The organism is Streptomyces sp. NPDC057428 (genome assembly GCF_042803195.1).
Taxonomy (GTDB): Bacteria; Actinomycetota; Actinomycetes; order Streptomycetales; family Streptomycetaceae; genus Streptomyces.
This window is the reverse complement of sequence record NZ_JBHVCT010000118.1, coordinates 1-14,611: the sequence shown is the minus strand read 5'-3', so window position 1 is coordinate 14,611 and position 14,611 is coordinate 1. Positions and strand designations below refer to the sequence as shown.

Here is a 14,611-nt window from a genome sequence, read left to right as displayed (position 1 = left end):
ACGAAGGCCCCCGCCACTTCGACTTCAAGCCCGTACGCACCGACGGCATCGACGGCGTCTGGGAATCCGCGAAGAACTGCATGCGCAACTACCTCATCCTCAAGGAACGCGCCGCCGCCTTCCGCGCCGACCCCGCCGTCCAGGAAGCCCTCACCGCCTCCCGCCTGCACGAACTCGCCCGCCCCACCGCCGACGACGGCCTCAAAGCCCTCCTCGCCGACCGCACCGCCTACGAAGACTTCGACGCCAGCACCACCGCCGAACGCACCATGGCCTTCGAAGCCCTCGACCAACTCGCCCTGGAACACCTCCTCGGCACCCGCTGAACCACCCACGTCCCGGGGTGCCCGGCGGCCCTGCCGCCGGACCCTCCCATCCCCCGCCGTGACACCGCCGGATCCACGCAGGGGCTTGACGAGCATCCCGTGGGAGCGTTCCCATGGGTCCCGGCCCCCCTCTCACCGCAAGGGCACCACCGTGACAGAACCTTCCCCGGACGGGCGGACCGGACGCCGCAGCCGCCGCACCAGGCGGATCGCCGTCCCCCTCACCGTCGTCTCCGCGATCGCCGCCGGCACCGTCCTGTCGGGATGCGGCCAGCAGCGGGACGAGGACGTCTACACCGTCATGAACTCCTCGACCGACGAGTCGTACCACCGCTGGGACGGCGACACCCTCGCGCGCTGCAGCAAGGAGCTCGGGATCACCATCGAGCAGCAGAGCGTGCCGGCCGCCCAGCTGATGACGAAGGCGCTGCGCATGGCGTCCTCGAAGTCGCTGCCGGACGTGCTCCAGCTGGACGCCTCCGAGATGCCGACGTTCGCCGAGGCCGGCGGGCTGATCCCGCTCAAGGACGTCGGGCTGACCACGACGGACATACCCGAGGGGATCGTCAACTTCGGTTCTTTCGACGGGAACTACTACGGCGCCGCGCGCACCGTGAACACCCTGGCGCTGTTCTACAACAAGGACACCCTCGACAAGGCCGGCCTCCCGGTGCCCAAGACCTGGGCCGAGATGCAGTCGACCGCCAAGAAGCTGACGCACGGCAAGCGGTACGGCGTGGCGCTGAGCGCGGGCGGCGCGGAGGACGGCGTCTTCCAGTTCACCCCGTTCATGTGGTCCAACGGCGGGGACGAGACGAAACTCGACAGCCCCGAGGTCGCCGGTGCGCTCGACTACTGGAAGGGCCTGCTGAAGGACGGCTCGCTCTCCAAGTCGACGGTCAACTGGACCCAGGCCGACGTCAACGACCAGTTCATGGCGGGCAACGCGGCCATGATGATCAACGGCCCGTGGCAGGTCGAGACCCTGAACGCCAAGAAGGGGCTCAACTGGGGCATCGCGGAGATACCCGTACCCGAGGCGGGCGACGACTCCGTGGGTCCGCTCGGCGGCGGTGTGCTGACCGTGCCGAACACGGGTGACAGCACGCGCGAGAAGACCGCCGCCAAGATCATCGGCTGCATGGCGGGCGAGCAGGAGCAGATCACCTACGCCCTGAACAGCTGGATGGTCCCGGCCAACACGAAGGCCGCGGCGGTCTGGCGCACGAAGGCGCCGGAGCTGGCGGCGCTGGCCGGACAGGTCTCCACGGCACGCTCGCGTACGGCGAAGGTCGGCGCGCAGTGGTCGTCGGTGTCGCTCGCCCTGCAGAGCGCCTTCCAGTCCGCCCTCACCGGCGAGTCCAGCGAGGCCGCCCTGAAGCGCGCCCAGCAGCAGGTCAAGAGCGGGAACTGAGGTAACGAACCATGTCATCCACCACAGCCCCGGCCGCCACACTGCCGGCTGACACGAAGGCCTCCGCGGCCGGCGAGGTCAGGAAGCCCGTGAACCCGCGGAGCGTCAAGCGGCGCAGGGCGCTCGCGCAGTGGGGGTTCGTAGCCCCCGCCGTGATCTTCATGGCACTGTTCTTCGGTTACCCGCTCGTCCGCAACATCGTGATGAGCTTCCAGGACTACTCGCCGTCCACCTTCTTCACCGGTAAGGCGCCGTTCAACGGCACGGACAACTGGAGCAACGTCTTCAACGACGGGCTGTTCGGCAAGGCCCTGTGGCAGACGATCCTCTTCACCGTCGGATCGCTGGTCGGCCAGTTCTGCATCGGTCTGGCCCTCGCCGTCTTCTTCAGCCGCCGCTTCCCCCTGAACGGCATCCTGCGCTCCCTGATCCTGCTTCCGTGGCTGGTCCCGATGGTCGTCTCCGGCATCGTCTGGCGGCGCATCTTCGACCAGGACACCGGTGTCCTCAACTCGTTCCTGGGCACCGTCGGACTGCCGGCCGACACGCCCTGGCTGACCAGCACGAGCATGGCGCTGATCTCCGTGATCCTCGTCAACGTCTGGATCGGCATCCCGTTCAACATGGTGATCCTCTACGGCGGTCTCCAGGAGGTTCCCAAGGAGCTGAGCGAGGCCGCCGCTCTCGACGGCGCTTCCGCCTGGCGCACGTTCCGGTCGGTCACCCTGCCCATGCTCAAGCCCGTCATCACCGTGGTGCTGGTGCTCGGATTCATGTCGACGGTCAAGATCCTCGACCTGGTCCTCGCCCTCACCGACGGCGGTCCCGCCGACTCCACACAGACGCTCGGCACGCTGACCTACCAGAACTCCTTCGTCCAGATGGACTTCGGGGCCGGTGCCGTGGTCGGCAACATCCTGATCCTGATCTCCGCCGTCTTCGCGGTGTTCTACCTGCGGGTCAACCGCAACGAGGGGAAGTGACCGGCATGGCGACCACCACCCAGATCCCCGCCGCCCCGGCTCCCGCGGCCGTCAGCCGGCCGAAGCGCCACTGGGGCGCGACCGTCTTCGGCGTCGCCGTCCTGGCGGTCATGCTGTTCCCGCTGTACTGGATGATCAACACGGCTCTGCAGCCGGACGCGAGTCTGGTCGACGTGAATCCCGTCCCGACGGACATCGACTTCTCCGGCTTCAGCTCGGCGATCACGGACCAGGGCACCAACCTGCTGACCTCGCTGGCCGTGGCACTCGGTGCGGTGGTCATCTGTCTGGCGATCTCCGCGCCGGCGGCGTACGGGCTGGCGCAGTTCAAGCTGCGCGCCGGCCGCATGATCGTCTTCGGCACACTCATCACACAGATGGTCCCGGGCATCGTCATCGCGAACGCCCTGTACAGCGCGTACGTGGACCTCGGTCTGGTCAACTCCTACTTCGGCCTGATGCTCGCGGACGCCTCGCTGGGCATCCCCTTCGCGATCGTGCTGATGCGCTCGTTCATGGTCTCCATCCCACGCGAGGTCATCGAGGCCGCCGAGGTCGACGGCGCGGGCCGCATCCGTACGTTCGTCCAGGTCGTCCTGCCGATGAGCCGCAACTCCCTGATCACCGCCGGACTCTTCTCGTTCCTCTACGCGTGGAGCGACTTCATGTTCGCGCTCACGCTGAACACCACGGACGACGTCAAGCCGATCACGCTGGGCATCTACCAGTACATTGGGGCGCACGTCGGCGACTGGGGGTCGGTCATGGCCGCGTCCGTGCTCTCCGCGGTCCCCGCGGCGGTGCTCCTCGTCCTGTCCCAGAAGTACATCGCCGCCGGGATCACCGGCGGCTCGGTCAAGTAAGGGTTCCCATGAGTGACTTCCCGGTCTTCCCGCCCGGATTCGTCTTCGGCGCGGCCACGGCCTCGTACCAGATCGAGGGCGCAGTGGAGGAAGACGGCCGCGGCCCCTCCATCTGGGACACCTACAGCCACACGCCCGGCCGGACGGACGGCGGCGACACGGGCGACGTGGCCTGCGACCACTACCACCGCTACCCCGAGGACGTGGCGCTGCTGCGCGACCTGGGCGTCGAGTCGTACCGCTTCTCCATCGCCTGGTCCCGTATCCAGGCCACGGGCAGCGGCGCCGTGAACCCCAAGGGGCTGGACTTCTACTCCCGCCTCGTGGACTCGCTCCTGGAGGCGGGCATCGAGCCCGCCGCCACCCTGTACCACTGGGACCTGCCGCAGGCCCTGGAGGACAAGGGCGGCTGGCGTGTACGGGAGACGGCGGAGCGCTTCGGTGAGTACACGGCGATCGTCGCCGAGCACCTCGGCGACCGGGTGCCGCGCTGGATCACGCTCAACGAGCCCTGGTGCAGCGCGTTCCTCGGCTACTCGGTGGGCCGGCACGCACCAGGCGCCAAGGAGGGCCGCGGGGCACTGGCGGCCGCGCACCACCTGCTGGTCGGGCACGGGCACGCGATGAACGCGCTGCGCGCGGCGGGCGTCCGCGAGGCGGGCATCACGCTCAACCTGGACCGCAACGTCCCGGCCACGGAGTCGGACGCCGACCTCGCCGCCGTCGTGCGGGCGGACACCCAGCACAACCTGGTGTGGACGGAACCGCTGCTCGCGGGCCGCTACCCGGCGACCGAGGAGGAGACCTGGGGCGAGCTGATCACGGGCCAGGACTTCCGCCGCGAGGGCGACCTGGAGCTGATCTCCCAGCCGATGGACTTCCTGGGCATCAACTACTACCGGCCGATCGTCGTCGCGGCCGCCCCGCACCGCGAGGCGGACCCGGCGCTGCGGGTGGCCACGGACAACCGCTACGCGGAGGGCCAGTACCCGGACGTCCGCAGGACCGCCATGGGCTGGCCGGTCGTCCCTGAGTCCTTCACCGATCTGCTGACCGCGCTGAAGCAGACGTACGGCGACGCGCTGCCGCCCGTGCACATCACGGAGAACGGCTCGGCGGAGTTCGACGAAGTCGAGGCGGACGGGTCGGTCCGTGACGCGGACCGGGTGGAGTACCTGCGCACCCACCTGACCGCGCTGCGGGCGGCCATGGACGCCGGTGTCGACGTACGCGGGTACTACGTGTGGTCGCTGCTCGACAACTTCGAGTGGGCACTGGGCTATGCGAAGCGGTTCGGGATCATCCGGGTCGACTACGACACCCTGGAGCGCACGCCGAAGGACAGCTACCGCTGGTACCAGCAGCTGATCGCGGCCCACCGGGCCTGATCGTCCGGTCGCCCCACCGGGGGCGTACACGCGCAACCTCGGCGCGTACGCCCCCGGCGGCTTGCGCCTCCAACTACACCTAACATCGGCAGCTGTCACCGAAGAGCTCCGCAGCCCTTTGAAGTTGCCGAAAATCTCGATGCCGGGACCAGCCCCTGATCGGTCCGGCTGCGGGCCGGTACCGCGCTCATCGCACGCGGCGAGTTCTTTCTCGTCATGATCGGTCTGGTCGTGGTGATGCAGGACCGGCTCGGCGCCTTGGCGGCGGTCTACGCCTGCTGCCACCGTGGCCGGTCCGGTGCTGACTCCTTCCTCGATGGAACTCGCCCGGCGCCCACCGCGGGTACGGGCAGGCAGGTGTGTGCCGACGACGATGAGGCCGATGTCCCGTTCCCTGGCCTAGCTCATCAGCGCCCGCGCCGGTGGCCCGGAGATGATGCCGATCGCGTCACCCGCCCGCTGGCGCTCCCCTGGCAGCAGCGAGACGTCGTGGTGACGCTGGGCGGTGAAGGTGCTGGGTCGTCTTTGGTGAGGGAGTCAAAATGAGCGGTCTGGTGGTCGTGGGTGTGGACGGATCCGTGTCGAGTCTCGCGGCCGTGGAGACTGCGGCGCGTGAGGCGCAGTGGCGTAGTGCGGGGCTGCGCGTGGTGCACGCGTTCTTGTGGCCTGCGATGCATGTGCCGCTGGGGCAGTCGCCCCTGGGCCCGCCGGAGGGCGGGCTGCGCACCATGGTAGAGCGGGTCGTGGCCGAGGCGGTGACGCGCGCCAAGTCCACGGCACCGGCGGTGGATGTCTCGCACACCGTGGTGGCCGGGGAGCCGTTGACAGTGCTGGAGGCGCAGTCGCGGGCTGCAGAGCTCGTGGTGGTCGGGTCGCGTGGCACGGGCGGGTTCGTCGGGCTGCTGGTGGGTTCGGCGGCGATGCACCTGGCCGCGCACGGCCAGTGCCCGGTGCTGGTCGTGCGTGAGGGGGGCGACGAGGAGGGGCCGGTGGTAGTGGGTGTGGACGGCTCCGCCGCCGGCGAGCAGGCAATCGAGTTCGCCTTCGCGGAAGCCGCGCTGCGTGGAGCCCCGCTGAGGGCGATCCATGCCTGGACCTTGTGGAATGCGCCCCCTTCCCAAATGCACGAGGGCGCAGACACCTATGTGGACCCGCCGAGTGAACTTGCCGAGGCGGAGGAGCGGCTGGTGTCCGAGGCGCTGGCCGGGCGCAGGGAGCGGCACCCGGGAGTGAGTGTGGAGTATCGGGCGCTGCGCAGCCAGACCCGTGAGGCGCTGATTGAGGCCAGTCGCTCGGCGCAGCTGTTGGTGGTCGGTGCCCGGGGTCGTGGCGGGTTCGCCGGGCTGATGCTGGGGTCGGTCAGCCAGGCGGTTCTGCATCATGCGCACTGCCCGGTCGCTGTCGTACAGGGGGCTGGTGAGCGGCAGTGACCTCAGTGGCGGCAGGCGTTCACCTGGTGGCACCGGCGGTGACGCGCCGTATGGATCGGACGCGGGTGGGCGAGCGTCTGTTCCACTGTCCGCCGTAGCCCTGCAGACCCCTGTATCGGCCGCTCACTGCGCCCTCGCATCGTGGTGGGGGCGGGGCGTGCCCGCCGGACGTGTGCCAGCGCACCGAGCAGGCTCAGCGCGGTCAGGATGATCCCCAGTTCCAGCAGCAGGGCGATGGAGATCTGCACGGTTCAGCCCCGGACGATCTGTTCCACCGCGGCGATCCCGTCGTGGGTTCCGATCACCACCAAAACGTCCCCGGCGCGCAGGACGTGCACCGGCCCGGGCGAGGGGATGACCTCCTCGCCGCGGACGATCGCCACGATCGACGCGGATGCCGACCACCTACGCGAGGCCGAGCAACGGCTGCTCGACGAGACGGTGGCTTCCCGGCAGGAGGACTTCGCGCAGATCGTCGTGGAGCGGCGTCTGGTGCGTTCCTGGATCCGGCCGGCTCTGATCGACGCCAGCCACGATGCGCAACTGGTGGTGGCCGGCGCCCGGGGCCTCGGCGGCTTCACCGGTCTGCTGCCCGGCTCGGTCAGCCAGGCCCTGCTGCACCACGCCCGCTGCCCCGTCGCCGTCGTGCGCGGCAGGGAGTGACCATGCTCCCGTCTCGAGCCGCATCGTCCTCCGCTACGCCGGCCCCTCAGGGGAGGCTCCGCGAATCGGCGAGGTTCCCTTCGATCCGGCCGTCAAGTACATGGCCACCTTCCACACCGACGCCGTCGGTTCCGCCCGCATCCACGTCAAGGGGGCGGTCGATGTCCTGCTGGACCGCTGCACCCACATGCCCGTACCGGTGGCTATGGCGGCGCCGGCGCGGGTGATCGCTGCGAGACGGCAGGCGTTCAGGACGCGTTCGCCGGCGGGCGGGGCGGGCGGTGCATCACGTTCTCGCGCGGCCGTTCGACGATGGCCGTCTTCGCCATCGCCCGGCACCTCACCGACGTCGCGACCGCCGCCGTGGCCTTCTACACCTTCGTCCTTTTCCGGCTGCGGCACGCACTGACCGTCGACGACACGGCCTGCCACCCTCAGGGCGGCACGCCCGAGCGGGTGGCACGGTGGCGTCATGGCAGGATTCGGGTTCGACCTCGCACTCATCGCCGCACTGATCGTGCTCAACGCACTCTTCGCAGGCAGCGAGATCGCGCTCATCTCTCTGCGGGAGAGCCAGCTGCGCCGCCTGAGGCGCCGTGGGGGAGCCCGCGCGGCCCGGCTGACGCATCTGACCGAGGACCCCAACCGTTTTCTGGCCACCATCCAGATCGGCATCACCCTGGCCGGGTTCCTGGCCTCCGCCACCGCCGCGGTCTCCCTGGCCGAGCCCCTGGTGCCCGCTCTGGGCTTCGCCGGACGGGCCGCCGAGCCGCTGGCCATCGCGCTGGTAACCCTGGTGCTCACCTTCGTCACGCTGGTGGTCGGCGAACTCGCGCCCAAGCGTCTGGCCATGCAGTACGCCCAGCGGTGGGCTCTACTGGCAGCCACCCCTCTCGATCTCCTCGCCACCGGGGCACGTCCCGCCGTCTGGGCCCTCAGCCAGGCCACCGATCTGATTGTCCGCCTCCTCGGCGGCAACCCACGCGCAGCCCAGCAGCCGCCCAGCCCAGAAGAACTACGGGACATGGTCGCGAGCCACCGCGGCCTGACCACACAGCAGCGGACCATCATCTCCAGCGCCCTGGAGATCCACGAGCGCCCCCTGCGCGCCGTTGTCGTTCCACGCCGTGACGTGTTCACCCTGCCCGATGACATGCCGACCGCCCAGGCCCGCATGGCCTTGGCCCAAGCCGGACACTCCCGTGCCCCCGTCCTGCAGGCGGGACACTTCGACGATGTCGTCGGCGTCGTTCACCTGCGCGAGCTGACCACCAGCAACGACACCACCGCCCTCAGCGGCCTCGTCCGGCCGGCGCTGTTTCTCTCCGACTTCATGAAGGTCTCCGAAGCCCTGCGGCGCCTGATGACCGCCCACGAGCAGTTCGCCCTCGTCGTCGACGAACACGGTTCCGTCGACGGCATCGTCACCATCGAGGACCTCCTCGAGGAGATCGTCGGCGAAATCTACGACGAGACCGATCGCACCGCGGCAACGGACTACACCCAGCCCGACGGATCCCTGCTCCTGCCCGGCAGCTTCCCCCTCCACGACCTGCCCGACCTCGGAGTCGACTTCGGTGACCTCGCCCACGGCCCGTACACGACCATCGCCGGTCTCGCCCTGGCCCGGCTCGGGCACCTGCCACAGCACCCCGGCGACAGCATCCGCCTCACCGACTGGACCATCGAGATCACCGGCGTCCACCACCATGCAGTCACCGCTGTCCGCCTGAGACCCCACCAGGGTCGGTAGCCCGGCCCTTCGTCACCCAGCCAGCACGAGAGGGGCCACCGGCCAGGAACGGCCCGGCGATCCAACCCAGTCATGAGGCGGAACCAGGGGCAGTGGGCCGCTCCATCCCTGATCTTGCGTGGGTATCCCCGGCTTCAGCCGGGGAGGGAAACGCATCCTCATCCCCGAGCCGCGCAGCGGCGGAGTTCTCTGCGGCTCCGGGGTGACGGTCAGGTAGGACGCTTCTGGCTCTCGATGTACTGACGGATCACAGTCAGCGGTGCTCCGCCACATGGGTGGCGCCGGGCGGCGCTGGAGGCGATGGTGTAAGGGTTGCGGCGGCCAACCCGGGTGCGGGTCAGGTACCCCGCGGCTCCAGGTCGGCCACGACGATCTGCACCGCACGTTCGGTGACGCCGATATCACGCAGTCGAACGTCCGGGTCGCGGGCGATCCACAGCAGCACCCGTGCGTGATTGGTCAAAGCGTCCACCGGTCGCCGCGTACCGCTGTAGTACCCATGCCGTCGATCATACGAACCCTTCACATACACGGGCCATCACGCGAAGCGCTATTAGCGAAAAGAAGTTCGGGTACCACTAACGCAGTTGGGCGAACGAGTGCGAATTAGAGGCGACCAGGCTGCCGCCGACGGCGGCGAGGAACTCGGCACCGAGCACGGTGCCGATGCCCGGGGCGCTCAGGACTATGTCGGCGAGTTCGTGCTCGCGAAACCGGCCCTCGATGAGCTTGTCCATCTCGGAGATCTGCTCGTTGAGGGCCATCACCTCCTCGGCCAGGGTGCTGACCAGTTACGCGATGGTCTACTCCCCGGGGACGCAGGTGTGCTGGCGGTCAGCGGCCTCGACGGCTGCTTCGGCCAGGGCGCTTGCGTTTCGGACCTTGCGGTTGGCCAGCCACTTGGTCAGCCGCGTGACCCCGGCTCGGCGGATCGCGGCCCGGGACAGGCGCCGCATGCCCAGTGTCTCGGAGCATTCTGCCCAGGCAGTCGCAGCCCCCGCCCGGGTTGAGCCACGACTCTTGGGTACCAACGACTCTGACGAGCCGTCATCGCGTCGCGTACGCCGCCGGGTTGTCCATGACCTCGCGCACGACCCGGGCCGCCGCACCCCGGGCCGCGTCGCCGGAGAGGGACGAGGCCCTCAGGCGGCTGCCGTTCTCGTGCCAGCGGCCTGAGACCACCCGGGCGGTGAGCTGGGCGTCGGCCGGCCCTTCGAGCCACGGCATCAGGTTCCGGTAGATCCCGCCCAGTACGACCGCCTCCGGGTCGAAGAGGTTGACCGCGCCGGCCAGGACCACGCCCAGCCGGTCCCCCGCCTCGCGCAGCGCGGTGACGGCGCGCGTCTCACCCGCCGCTGCCCGCTGCTCCAACTCGGCGATCCCGCGTACCCCGGTGGCCGGGTCGATGCCCGCCGCCCTCAGAAGCGCCGCCCGGCCCGCGTACTGCTCCAGGCAGCCGCGTGCCCCGCAGCGGCAGAGCGGGCCGGCTGGGTCGACGACGACGTGCCCGATCTCGCCTGCGAAACCGTGCGCGCCCCGCAGCATCTCGCCGTTCACCACGAGTGCGCCGCCCACTCCGATCTCACCGCTGAGATAGAGGAAGGTGCGTACGCCGCCGAGGCCGCCGAACCAGTGCTCGGCGAGGGCCGCCAGGTTCGCCTCGTTGTCCGAGCCGACCGCGAGCGCCCTGCCCGCCGGGCGGAGCGTGCTCAGCGCCTGCCCGAAGATGCCCTCGGCGGCCACCCTGCTCCAGCCCAGGTTCGGTGCCTGCCGGACGACACCGCCGGAGACGAGGCCGGGCAGTGCCAACTCGACGCCGACCACCCGTAGTTCCTGTTCACGGGTGGAGGCGATGACCCGGCTTGTGAGCCGGGCGGCGTGGGCCAGGGCCTCGGCGGGCGGGACGTCGCGGTGGTCTGTGTACTCAGTGACGCGGACCCGGTCGGTACCCGTCAGGTCGACCGCGCATACCGACACGTAGTCGATGTTGATCTCCACGCCGAGTCCCGCCGGGCCTGTCCGGGAGAGCTTCAGCACGGTCCCGGGGCGCCCGGCCGAGCCGCTGGAGGTCTTGCCGGACTCGCTGAGGCAGTCCAGGGCGAGGAGTTCCTCGACGAGGGAGGAGACGGCGGCCCTGGTGAGCCCCACGAGGCTCGCCACCCCGGCCCGGGTGACCTCGCCCTCGTCGCGCACGGTCCGCAGGACGAGGCTCAGGTTGTGGCGCCGCACGGACTCGTGCCCGGCCTTGGCGGCGGGAGAGGCGAGGTTGTTCTTCATCAGGCCTTCGACCCTAACGGCGAAGGGCCGCACCTCGGGGGTGCGGCCCTCGCTCACTTCGCGGTGCCTCTACTTGCGGATCAGGCTGCGGAGCACGTACTGCAGGATGCCGCCGTTGCGGTAGTAGTCCGCCTCACCGGGGGTGTCGATGCGGACGACGCCGTCGAACTCCACACCCGTGTCGGTGGTGACCTTGACCGTACGCGGCGTGGTGCCGTTGTTCAGCTCGGTCACACCGGTGAAGGAGAAGCTCTCCTCGCCGGTGAGGCCGAGGGACTCGGCGGTGTGGCCCTCCGGGAACTGGAGCGGGAGGACGCCCATGCCGATGAGGTTCGAGCGGTGGATGCGCTCGTAGGACTCGGCGATGACGGCCTTGACGCCCAGGAGCGCGGTGCCCTTGGCCGCCCAGTCACGGGACGAGCCGGAGCCGTACTCCTTGCCCGCCAGGATGACGAGCGGGGTGCCCGCGGCCTGGTAGTTCTGGGAGGCGTCGTAGATGAACGACACGGGGGCGTCAGCCTGCGTGAAGTCGCGGGTGAAGCCACCTTCGGTGCCCGGCGCGATCTGGTTGCGCAGGCGGATGTTGGCGAACGTGCCGCGGATCATGACCTCGTGGTTGCCACGGCGCGAGCCGTAGGAGTTGAAGTCACGGCGCTCGATGCCGTGCTCCGTGAGGTACTTGCCGGCCGGGGTGTCGGCCTTGATCGCACCGGCCGGGGAGATGTGGTCGGTGGTGACCGAGTCGCCCAGCTTGGCGAGCACCCGGGCGCCGGTGATGTCCTCGACCGGGGTCGTCTCCATCGTCATGCCCTCGAAGTACGGGGGCTTGCGCACGTAGGTGGACTCGGAGTCCCACTCGAAGGTGTTGCCGGTCGGGATCGACAGCGCCTGCCACTGGGCGTCGCCCGCGAAGACGTCCTGGTAGGACTTGTTGAACATGTCCTCGCCAATGGAGTTGGCGACGACGTCGTTGACCTCGGCCTCGGTGGGCCAGATGTCCTGGAGGAAGACGGGCTTGCCGTCCTGGTCGACGCCGAGGGCGTCCTTGGTGATGTCGACCTTCATCGAGCCGGCGATGGCGTACGCGACGACCAGCGGCGGGGACGCCAGGTAGTTCATCTTGACGTCGGGGTTGATCCGGCCCTCGAAGTTGCGGTTGCCGGAGAGCACCGAGGTGACGGCCAGGTCGTGGTCGTTGACCGCCTTGGAGACCTCTTCCGGCAGCGGGCCGGAGTTGCCGATGCAGGTGGTGCAGCCGTAGCCGACGAGGTTGAAGCCGACCTTGTCGAGGTACGGGGTCAGACCCGCCTTGTCGAAGTAGTCGGTGACGACCTTCGAGCCCGGGGCGAGCGTGGTCTTGACCCACGGCTTGCGGGTCAGGCCCTTCTCGACCGCCTTCTTCGCCACGAGCGCCGCGGCGACCATGACGTACGGGTTCGAGGTGTTGGTGCAGGAGGTGATCGCGGCGACGGTGACGGCGCCGTGGTCGAGCTCGTACGTCGTGCCGTCGGGGGCCGTGACCGTGACCGGGTTCGACGGGACGCCGTTGGCGGTGGCCGGGGAGTCGGAGGCCGGGAAGGACTCCTTGCCCGCCTCCTCGTCGTCGGCGACGTAGTTGCGGATGTCCTGGGCGAACTGAGCCTTGGCGTTCGCGAGGACGATGCGGTCCTGCGGGCGCTTCGGGCCTGCGATGGAGGGGACGACCGTGGAGAGGTCGAGCTCGAGCTTCTCGGAGAAGTCGGGCTCGGCGGCCGGGTCCAGCCAGAGGCCCTGCTCCTTGGCGTACGCCTCCACGAGCGCGACCTGCTGGGCGTCGCGGCCGGTCAGGCGGAGGTACTTCAGCGTCTCGTCGTCGATCGGGAAGATCGCTGCGGTCGAGCCGAACTCCGGGGACATGTTGCCGATGGTGGCGCGGTTCGCGAGGGAGGTGGCGGCGACGCCCTCACCGTAGAACTCGACGAACTTGCCGACGACGCCGTGCTTGCGGAGCATCTCGGTGATGGTCAGCACGAGGTCGGTGGCGGTGGTGCCGGCCGGGAGCTCGCCGGTCAGCTTGAAGCCGACGACGCGCGGGATGAGCATGGAGACCGGCTGGCCGAGCATCGCGGCCTCGGCCTCGATGCCGCCGACGCCCCAGCCCAGCACACCGAGGCCGTTGACCATGGTGGTGTGCGAGTCGGTGCCGACGAGGGTGTCGGGGTAGGCCTGGCCACCCCGGACCATGACCGTGCGGGCCAGGTGCTCGATGTTGACCTGGTGGACGATGCCGGTGCCCGGGGGGACGACCTTGAACTCGTCGAAGGCGGTCTGGCCCCAGCGCAGGAACTGGTAGCGCTCCTTGTTGCGGCCGTACTCCAGCTCGACGTTCTGCGCGAACGCGTCGTTGGTGCCGAACTTGTCGGCGATGACGGAGTGGTCGATGACCAGCTCGGCCGGGGCCAGCGGGTTGATCTTCGCCGGGTCCCCGCCGAGCTCCTTGACGGCCTCACGCATGGTGGCGAGGTCGACGACACAGGGGACACCCGTGAAGTCCTGCATGATCACGCGGGCCGGCGTGAACTGGATCTCCTGGCTGGGCTGGGCCTGCGAGTCCCATCCGCCCAGCGCCCGGATGTGGTCGGCGGTGATGTTCGCGCCGTCCTCGGTGCGGAGCAGGTTCTCCAGCAGCACCTTCAGGCTGTAAGGGAGGCGCGCGGAGCCCTCGACCTTGTCCAGCTTGAAGATCTCGTACGACTCGTCGCCCACGCGCAGCGTGCTGCGGGCGTCGAAGCTGTTCGCCGACACGACAGTCTCCTTCTTCAATGTGCGCGTTCAACCGCGCCGCGCCTCATGTGCGGCCGGCGCCGCCTGCGGCCCCCACCATCCGCTAAGGTAAGGGTTAGTTAGGTAACCCTTACCGAGCGACGGCTGCGGTGCGCTTCGGCAGATATCTCGATGTCGAGATAACTCTAGTACATCGCCGCCGTGCGGTCATGCCCGGGCGTCCGTGACCGCCAGATCGCGGACGCCGCCGCGGCCCTGTTGCGGCGGGCCCACGACGGCCCCGCCCCGAAGAAAGGCCCTGCGGCCAAGCGGTCCCAGCGCGTCGCCGCACGAACCCGGGCCACAACCCCTGACCGGCCGATCCCCGATCCGCCCGCCACTGACGGCATGCCGGCGGACGACGCGGACACCGAGCTGGCCGAGGTCATCCCGCTGGGCCTGTTCGACCCGCTCGCGAACCCCTGGAGGCGCCCGTGACCATCTCCGAACCGGCAACCCGGCACGGCGCCGTTCTGCAGGAGGCCGACGCCAGGGCCAACCGGCAGTTGACCACCCTGGAGGGGTGGCGGAGGTTCGCCGCAGGACCACCCCAGCCCGTGGTCATGCTGCCTGCGGACCAGTTGCGACGGCTGTCGCCGGTTGAGCGAGCGCTCTACCCTGAGTTCCGCAGTTAGCAGTGCCGACTAGGACACGAATATGTGGGTTGACCTGCGAAAATGCCTGTGAGCACGCCGAGATGGCGTGTCACTAG

Annotated in this window: 14 protein-coding genes and 3 pseudogenes; 11 read left to right on the top strand and 6 right to left on the bottom strand. The window is 69.4% G+C overall.

Annotation, left to right across the window (positions count from 1 at the left end; genetic code table 11):
• The 6 genes and pseudogenes from ACFU5K_RS28860 to ACFU5K_RS28835 form a co-directional block, all read left to right on the top strand.
• Positions 1 to 326, top strand: a pseudogene (locus ACFU5K_RS28860) (xylose isomerase); the annotation flags it as partial.
• Positions 327 to 477: 151 nt separating this feature from the next.
• Positions 478 to 1,740, top strand: coding sequence for an ABC transporter substrate-binding protein (locus tag ACFU5K_RS28855; RefSeq protein ID WP_384066806.1), 1,263 nt, complete (start codon positions 478 to 480; stop codon positions 1,738 to 1,740).
• Between the two features lie 11 nt (positions 1,741 to 1,751).
• Positions 1,752 to 2,723 carry a carbohydrate ABC transporter permease gene (locus ACFU5K_RS28850; protein WP_384066804.1) on the top strand — a complete coding sequence of 324 codons (972 nt, stop codon included), beginning with the start codon at positions 1,752 to 1,754 and terminating at the stop codon, positions 2,721 to 2,723.
• 5 nt (positions 2,724 to 2,728) lie between these two features.
• Positions 2,729 to 3,586: a carbohydrate ABC transporter permease gene (locus tag ACFU5K_RS28845; protein ID WP_384066802.1), complete on the top strand. Its 858-nt coding sequence runs from the start codon at positions 2,729 to 2,731 to the stop codon at positions 3,584 to 3,586.
• 8 nt (positions 3,587 to 3,594) lie between these two features.
• Positions 3,595 to 4,974, top strand: a complete 1,380-nt coding sequence (locus tag ACFU5K_RS28840) for a GH1 family beta-glucosidase (protein WP_384066800.1) — start codon at positions 3,595 to 3,597, stop codon at positions 4,972 to 4,974.
• Between the two features lie 542 nt (positions 4,975 to 5,516).
• Positions 5,517 to 6,404: a universal stress protein gene (locus tag ACFU5K_RS28835; protein WP_384066798.1), complete on the top strand. Its 888-nt coding sequence runs from the start codon at positions 5,517 to 5,519 to the stop codon at positions 6,402 to 6,404.
• Between the two features lie 2 nt (positions 6,405 to 6,406).
• Here ACFU5K_RS28835 and ACFU5K_RS28830 read toward each other — a convergent pair whose 3' ends face one another.
• On the bottom strand, positions 6,407 to 6,652 hold the full coding sequence (locus ACFU5K_RS28830; protein ID WP_384066796.1) for a hypothetical protein: 246 nt from the start codon (positions 6,650 to 6,652) through the stop codon (positions 6,407 to 6,409).
• Between the two features lie 3 nt (positions 6,653 to 6,655).
• Positions 6,656 to 6,742, bottom strand: coding sequence for a hypothetical protein (locus ACFU5K_RS28825; protein ID WP_384066812.1), 87 nt, complete (start codon positions 6,740 to 6,742; stop codon positions 6,656 to 6,658).
• Between the two features lie 16 nt (positions 6,743 to 6,758).
• Here ACFU5K_RS28825 and ACFU5K_RS28820 point away from each other — a divergent pair, with 16 nt between their 5' ends.
• The 3 genes from ACFU5K_RS28820 (at position 6,759) to ACFU5K_RS28810 (ending at position 8,820) form a co-directional block, all read left to right on the top strand.
• A complete protein-coding gene (locus ACFU5K_RS28820) occupies positions 6,759 to 7,067 on the top strand; it encodes a universal stress protein (protein ID WP_384066794.1) in 309 nt (102 codons plus the stop codon).
• Positions 7,068 to 7,089: 22 nt separating this feature from the next.
• On the top strand, positions 7,090 to 7,476 hold the full coding sequence (locus tag ACFU5K_RS28815) for a hypothetical protein (protein WP_384066810.1): 387 nt from the start codon (positions 7,090 to 7,092) through the stop codon (positions 7,474 to 7,476).
• A gap of 63 nt (positions 7,477 to 7,539) precedes the next feature.
• Positions 7,540 to 8,820: a hemolysin family protein gene (locus ACFU5K_RS28810; RefSeq protein WP_384066792.1), complete on the top strand. Its 1,281-nt coding sequence runs from the start codon at positions 7,540 to 7,542 to the stop codon at positions 8,818 to 8,820.
• Between the two features lie 272 nt (positions 8,821 to 9,092).
• Here ACFU5K_RS28810 and ACFU5K_RS28805 read toward each other — a convergent pair.
• From ACFU5K_RS28805 to acnA, 4 genes and pseudogenes are all read right to left on the bottom strand, one after another.
• Positions 9,093 to 9,321 (bottom strand): annotated as a pseudogene (locus ACFU5K_RS28805) (transcriptional regulator); the annotation flags it as partial.
• A 116-nt stretch (positions 9,322 to 9,437) separates the two neighbouring features.
• Positions 9,438 to 9,758: pseudogene (locus ACFU5K_RS28800) on the bottom strand (IS110 family transposase); the annotation flags it as partial.
• A 109-nt stretch (positions 9,759 to 9,867) separates the two neighbouring features.
• Complete coding sequence (locus ACFU5K_RS28795; protein ID WP_384066808.1) at positions 9,868 to 11,097, bottom strand: ROK family protein; 1,230 nt, start codon at positions 11,095 to 11,097, stop codon at positions 9,868 to 9,870.
• Positions 11,098 to 11,166: 69 nt separating this feature from the next.
• Positions 11,167 to 13,881, bottom strand: a complete 2,715-nt coding sequence (gene acnA, locus ACFU5K_RS28790; RefSeq protein ID WP_384066790.1) for an aconitate hydratase AcnA — start codon at positions 13,879 to 13,881, stop codon at positions 11,167 to 11,169.
• 180 nt (positions 13,882 to 14,061) lie between these two features.
• Between acnA and ACFU5K_RS28785 the strand changes: the two genes are divergently transcribed.
• The gene (locus ACFU5K_RS28785) at positions 14,062 to 14,337 is read left to right on the top strand and encodes a hypothetical protein (RefSeq protein WP_384066788.1); all 276 of its coding nucleotides are present in this window, start codon (positions 14,062 to 14,064) and stop codon (positions 14,335 to 14,337) included.
• The gene (locus tag ACFU5K_RS28780) at positions 14,334 to 14,534 is read left to right on the top strand and encodes a hypothetical protein (protein WP_384066787.1); all 201 of its coding nucleotides are present in this window, start codon (positions 14,334 to 14,336) and stop codon (positions 14,532 to 14,534) included. Before ACFU5K_RS28785 ends, ACFU5K_RS28780 begins: the two co-directional genes overlap by 4 nt.
• The last annotated feature ends 77 nt before the right edge of the window (positions 14,535 to 14,611 follow it).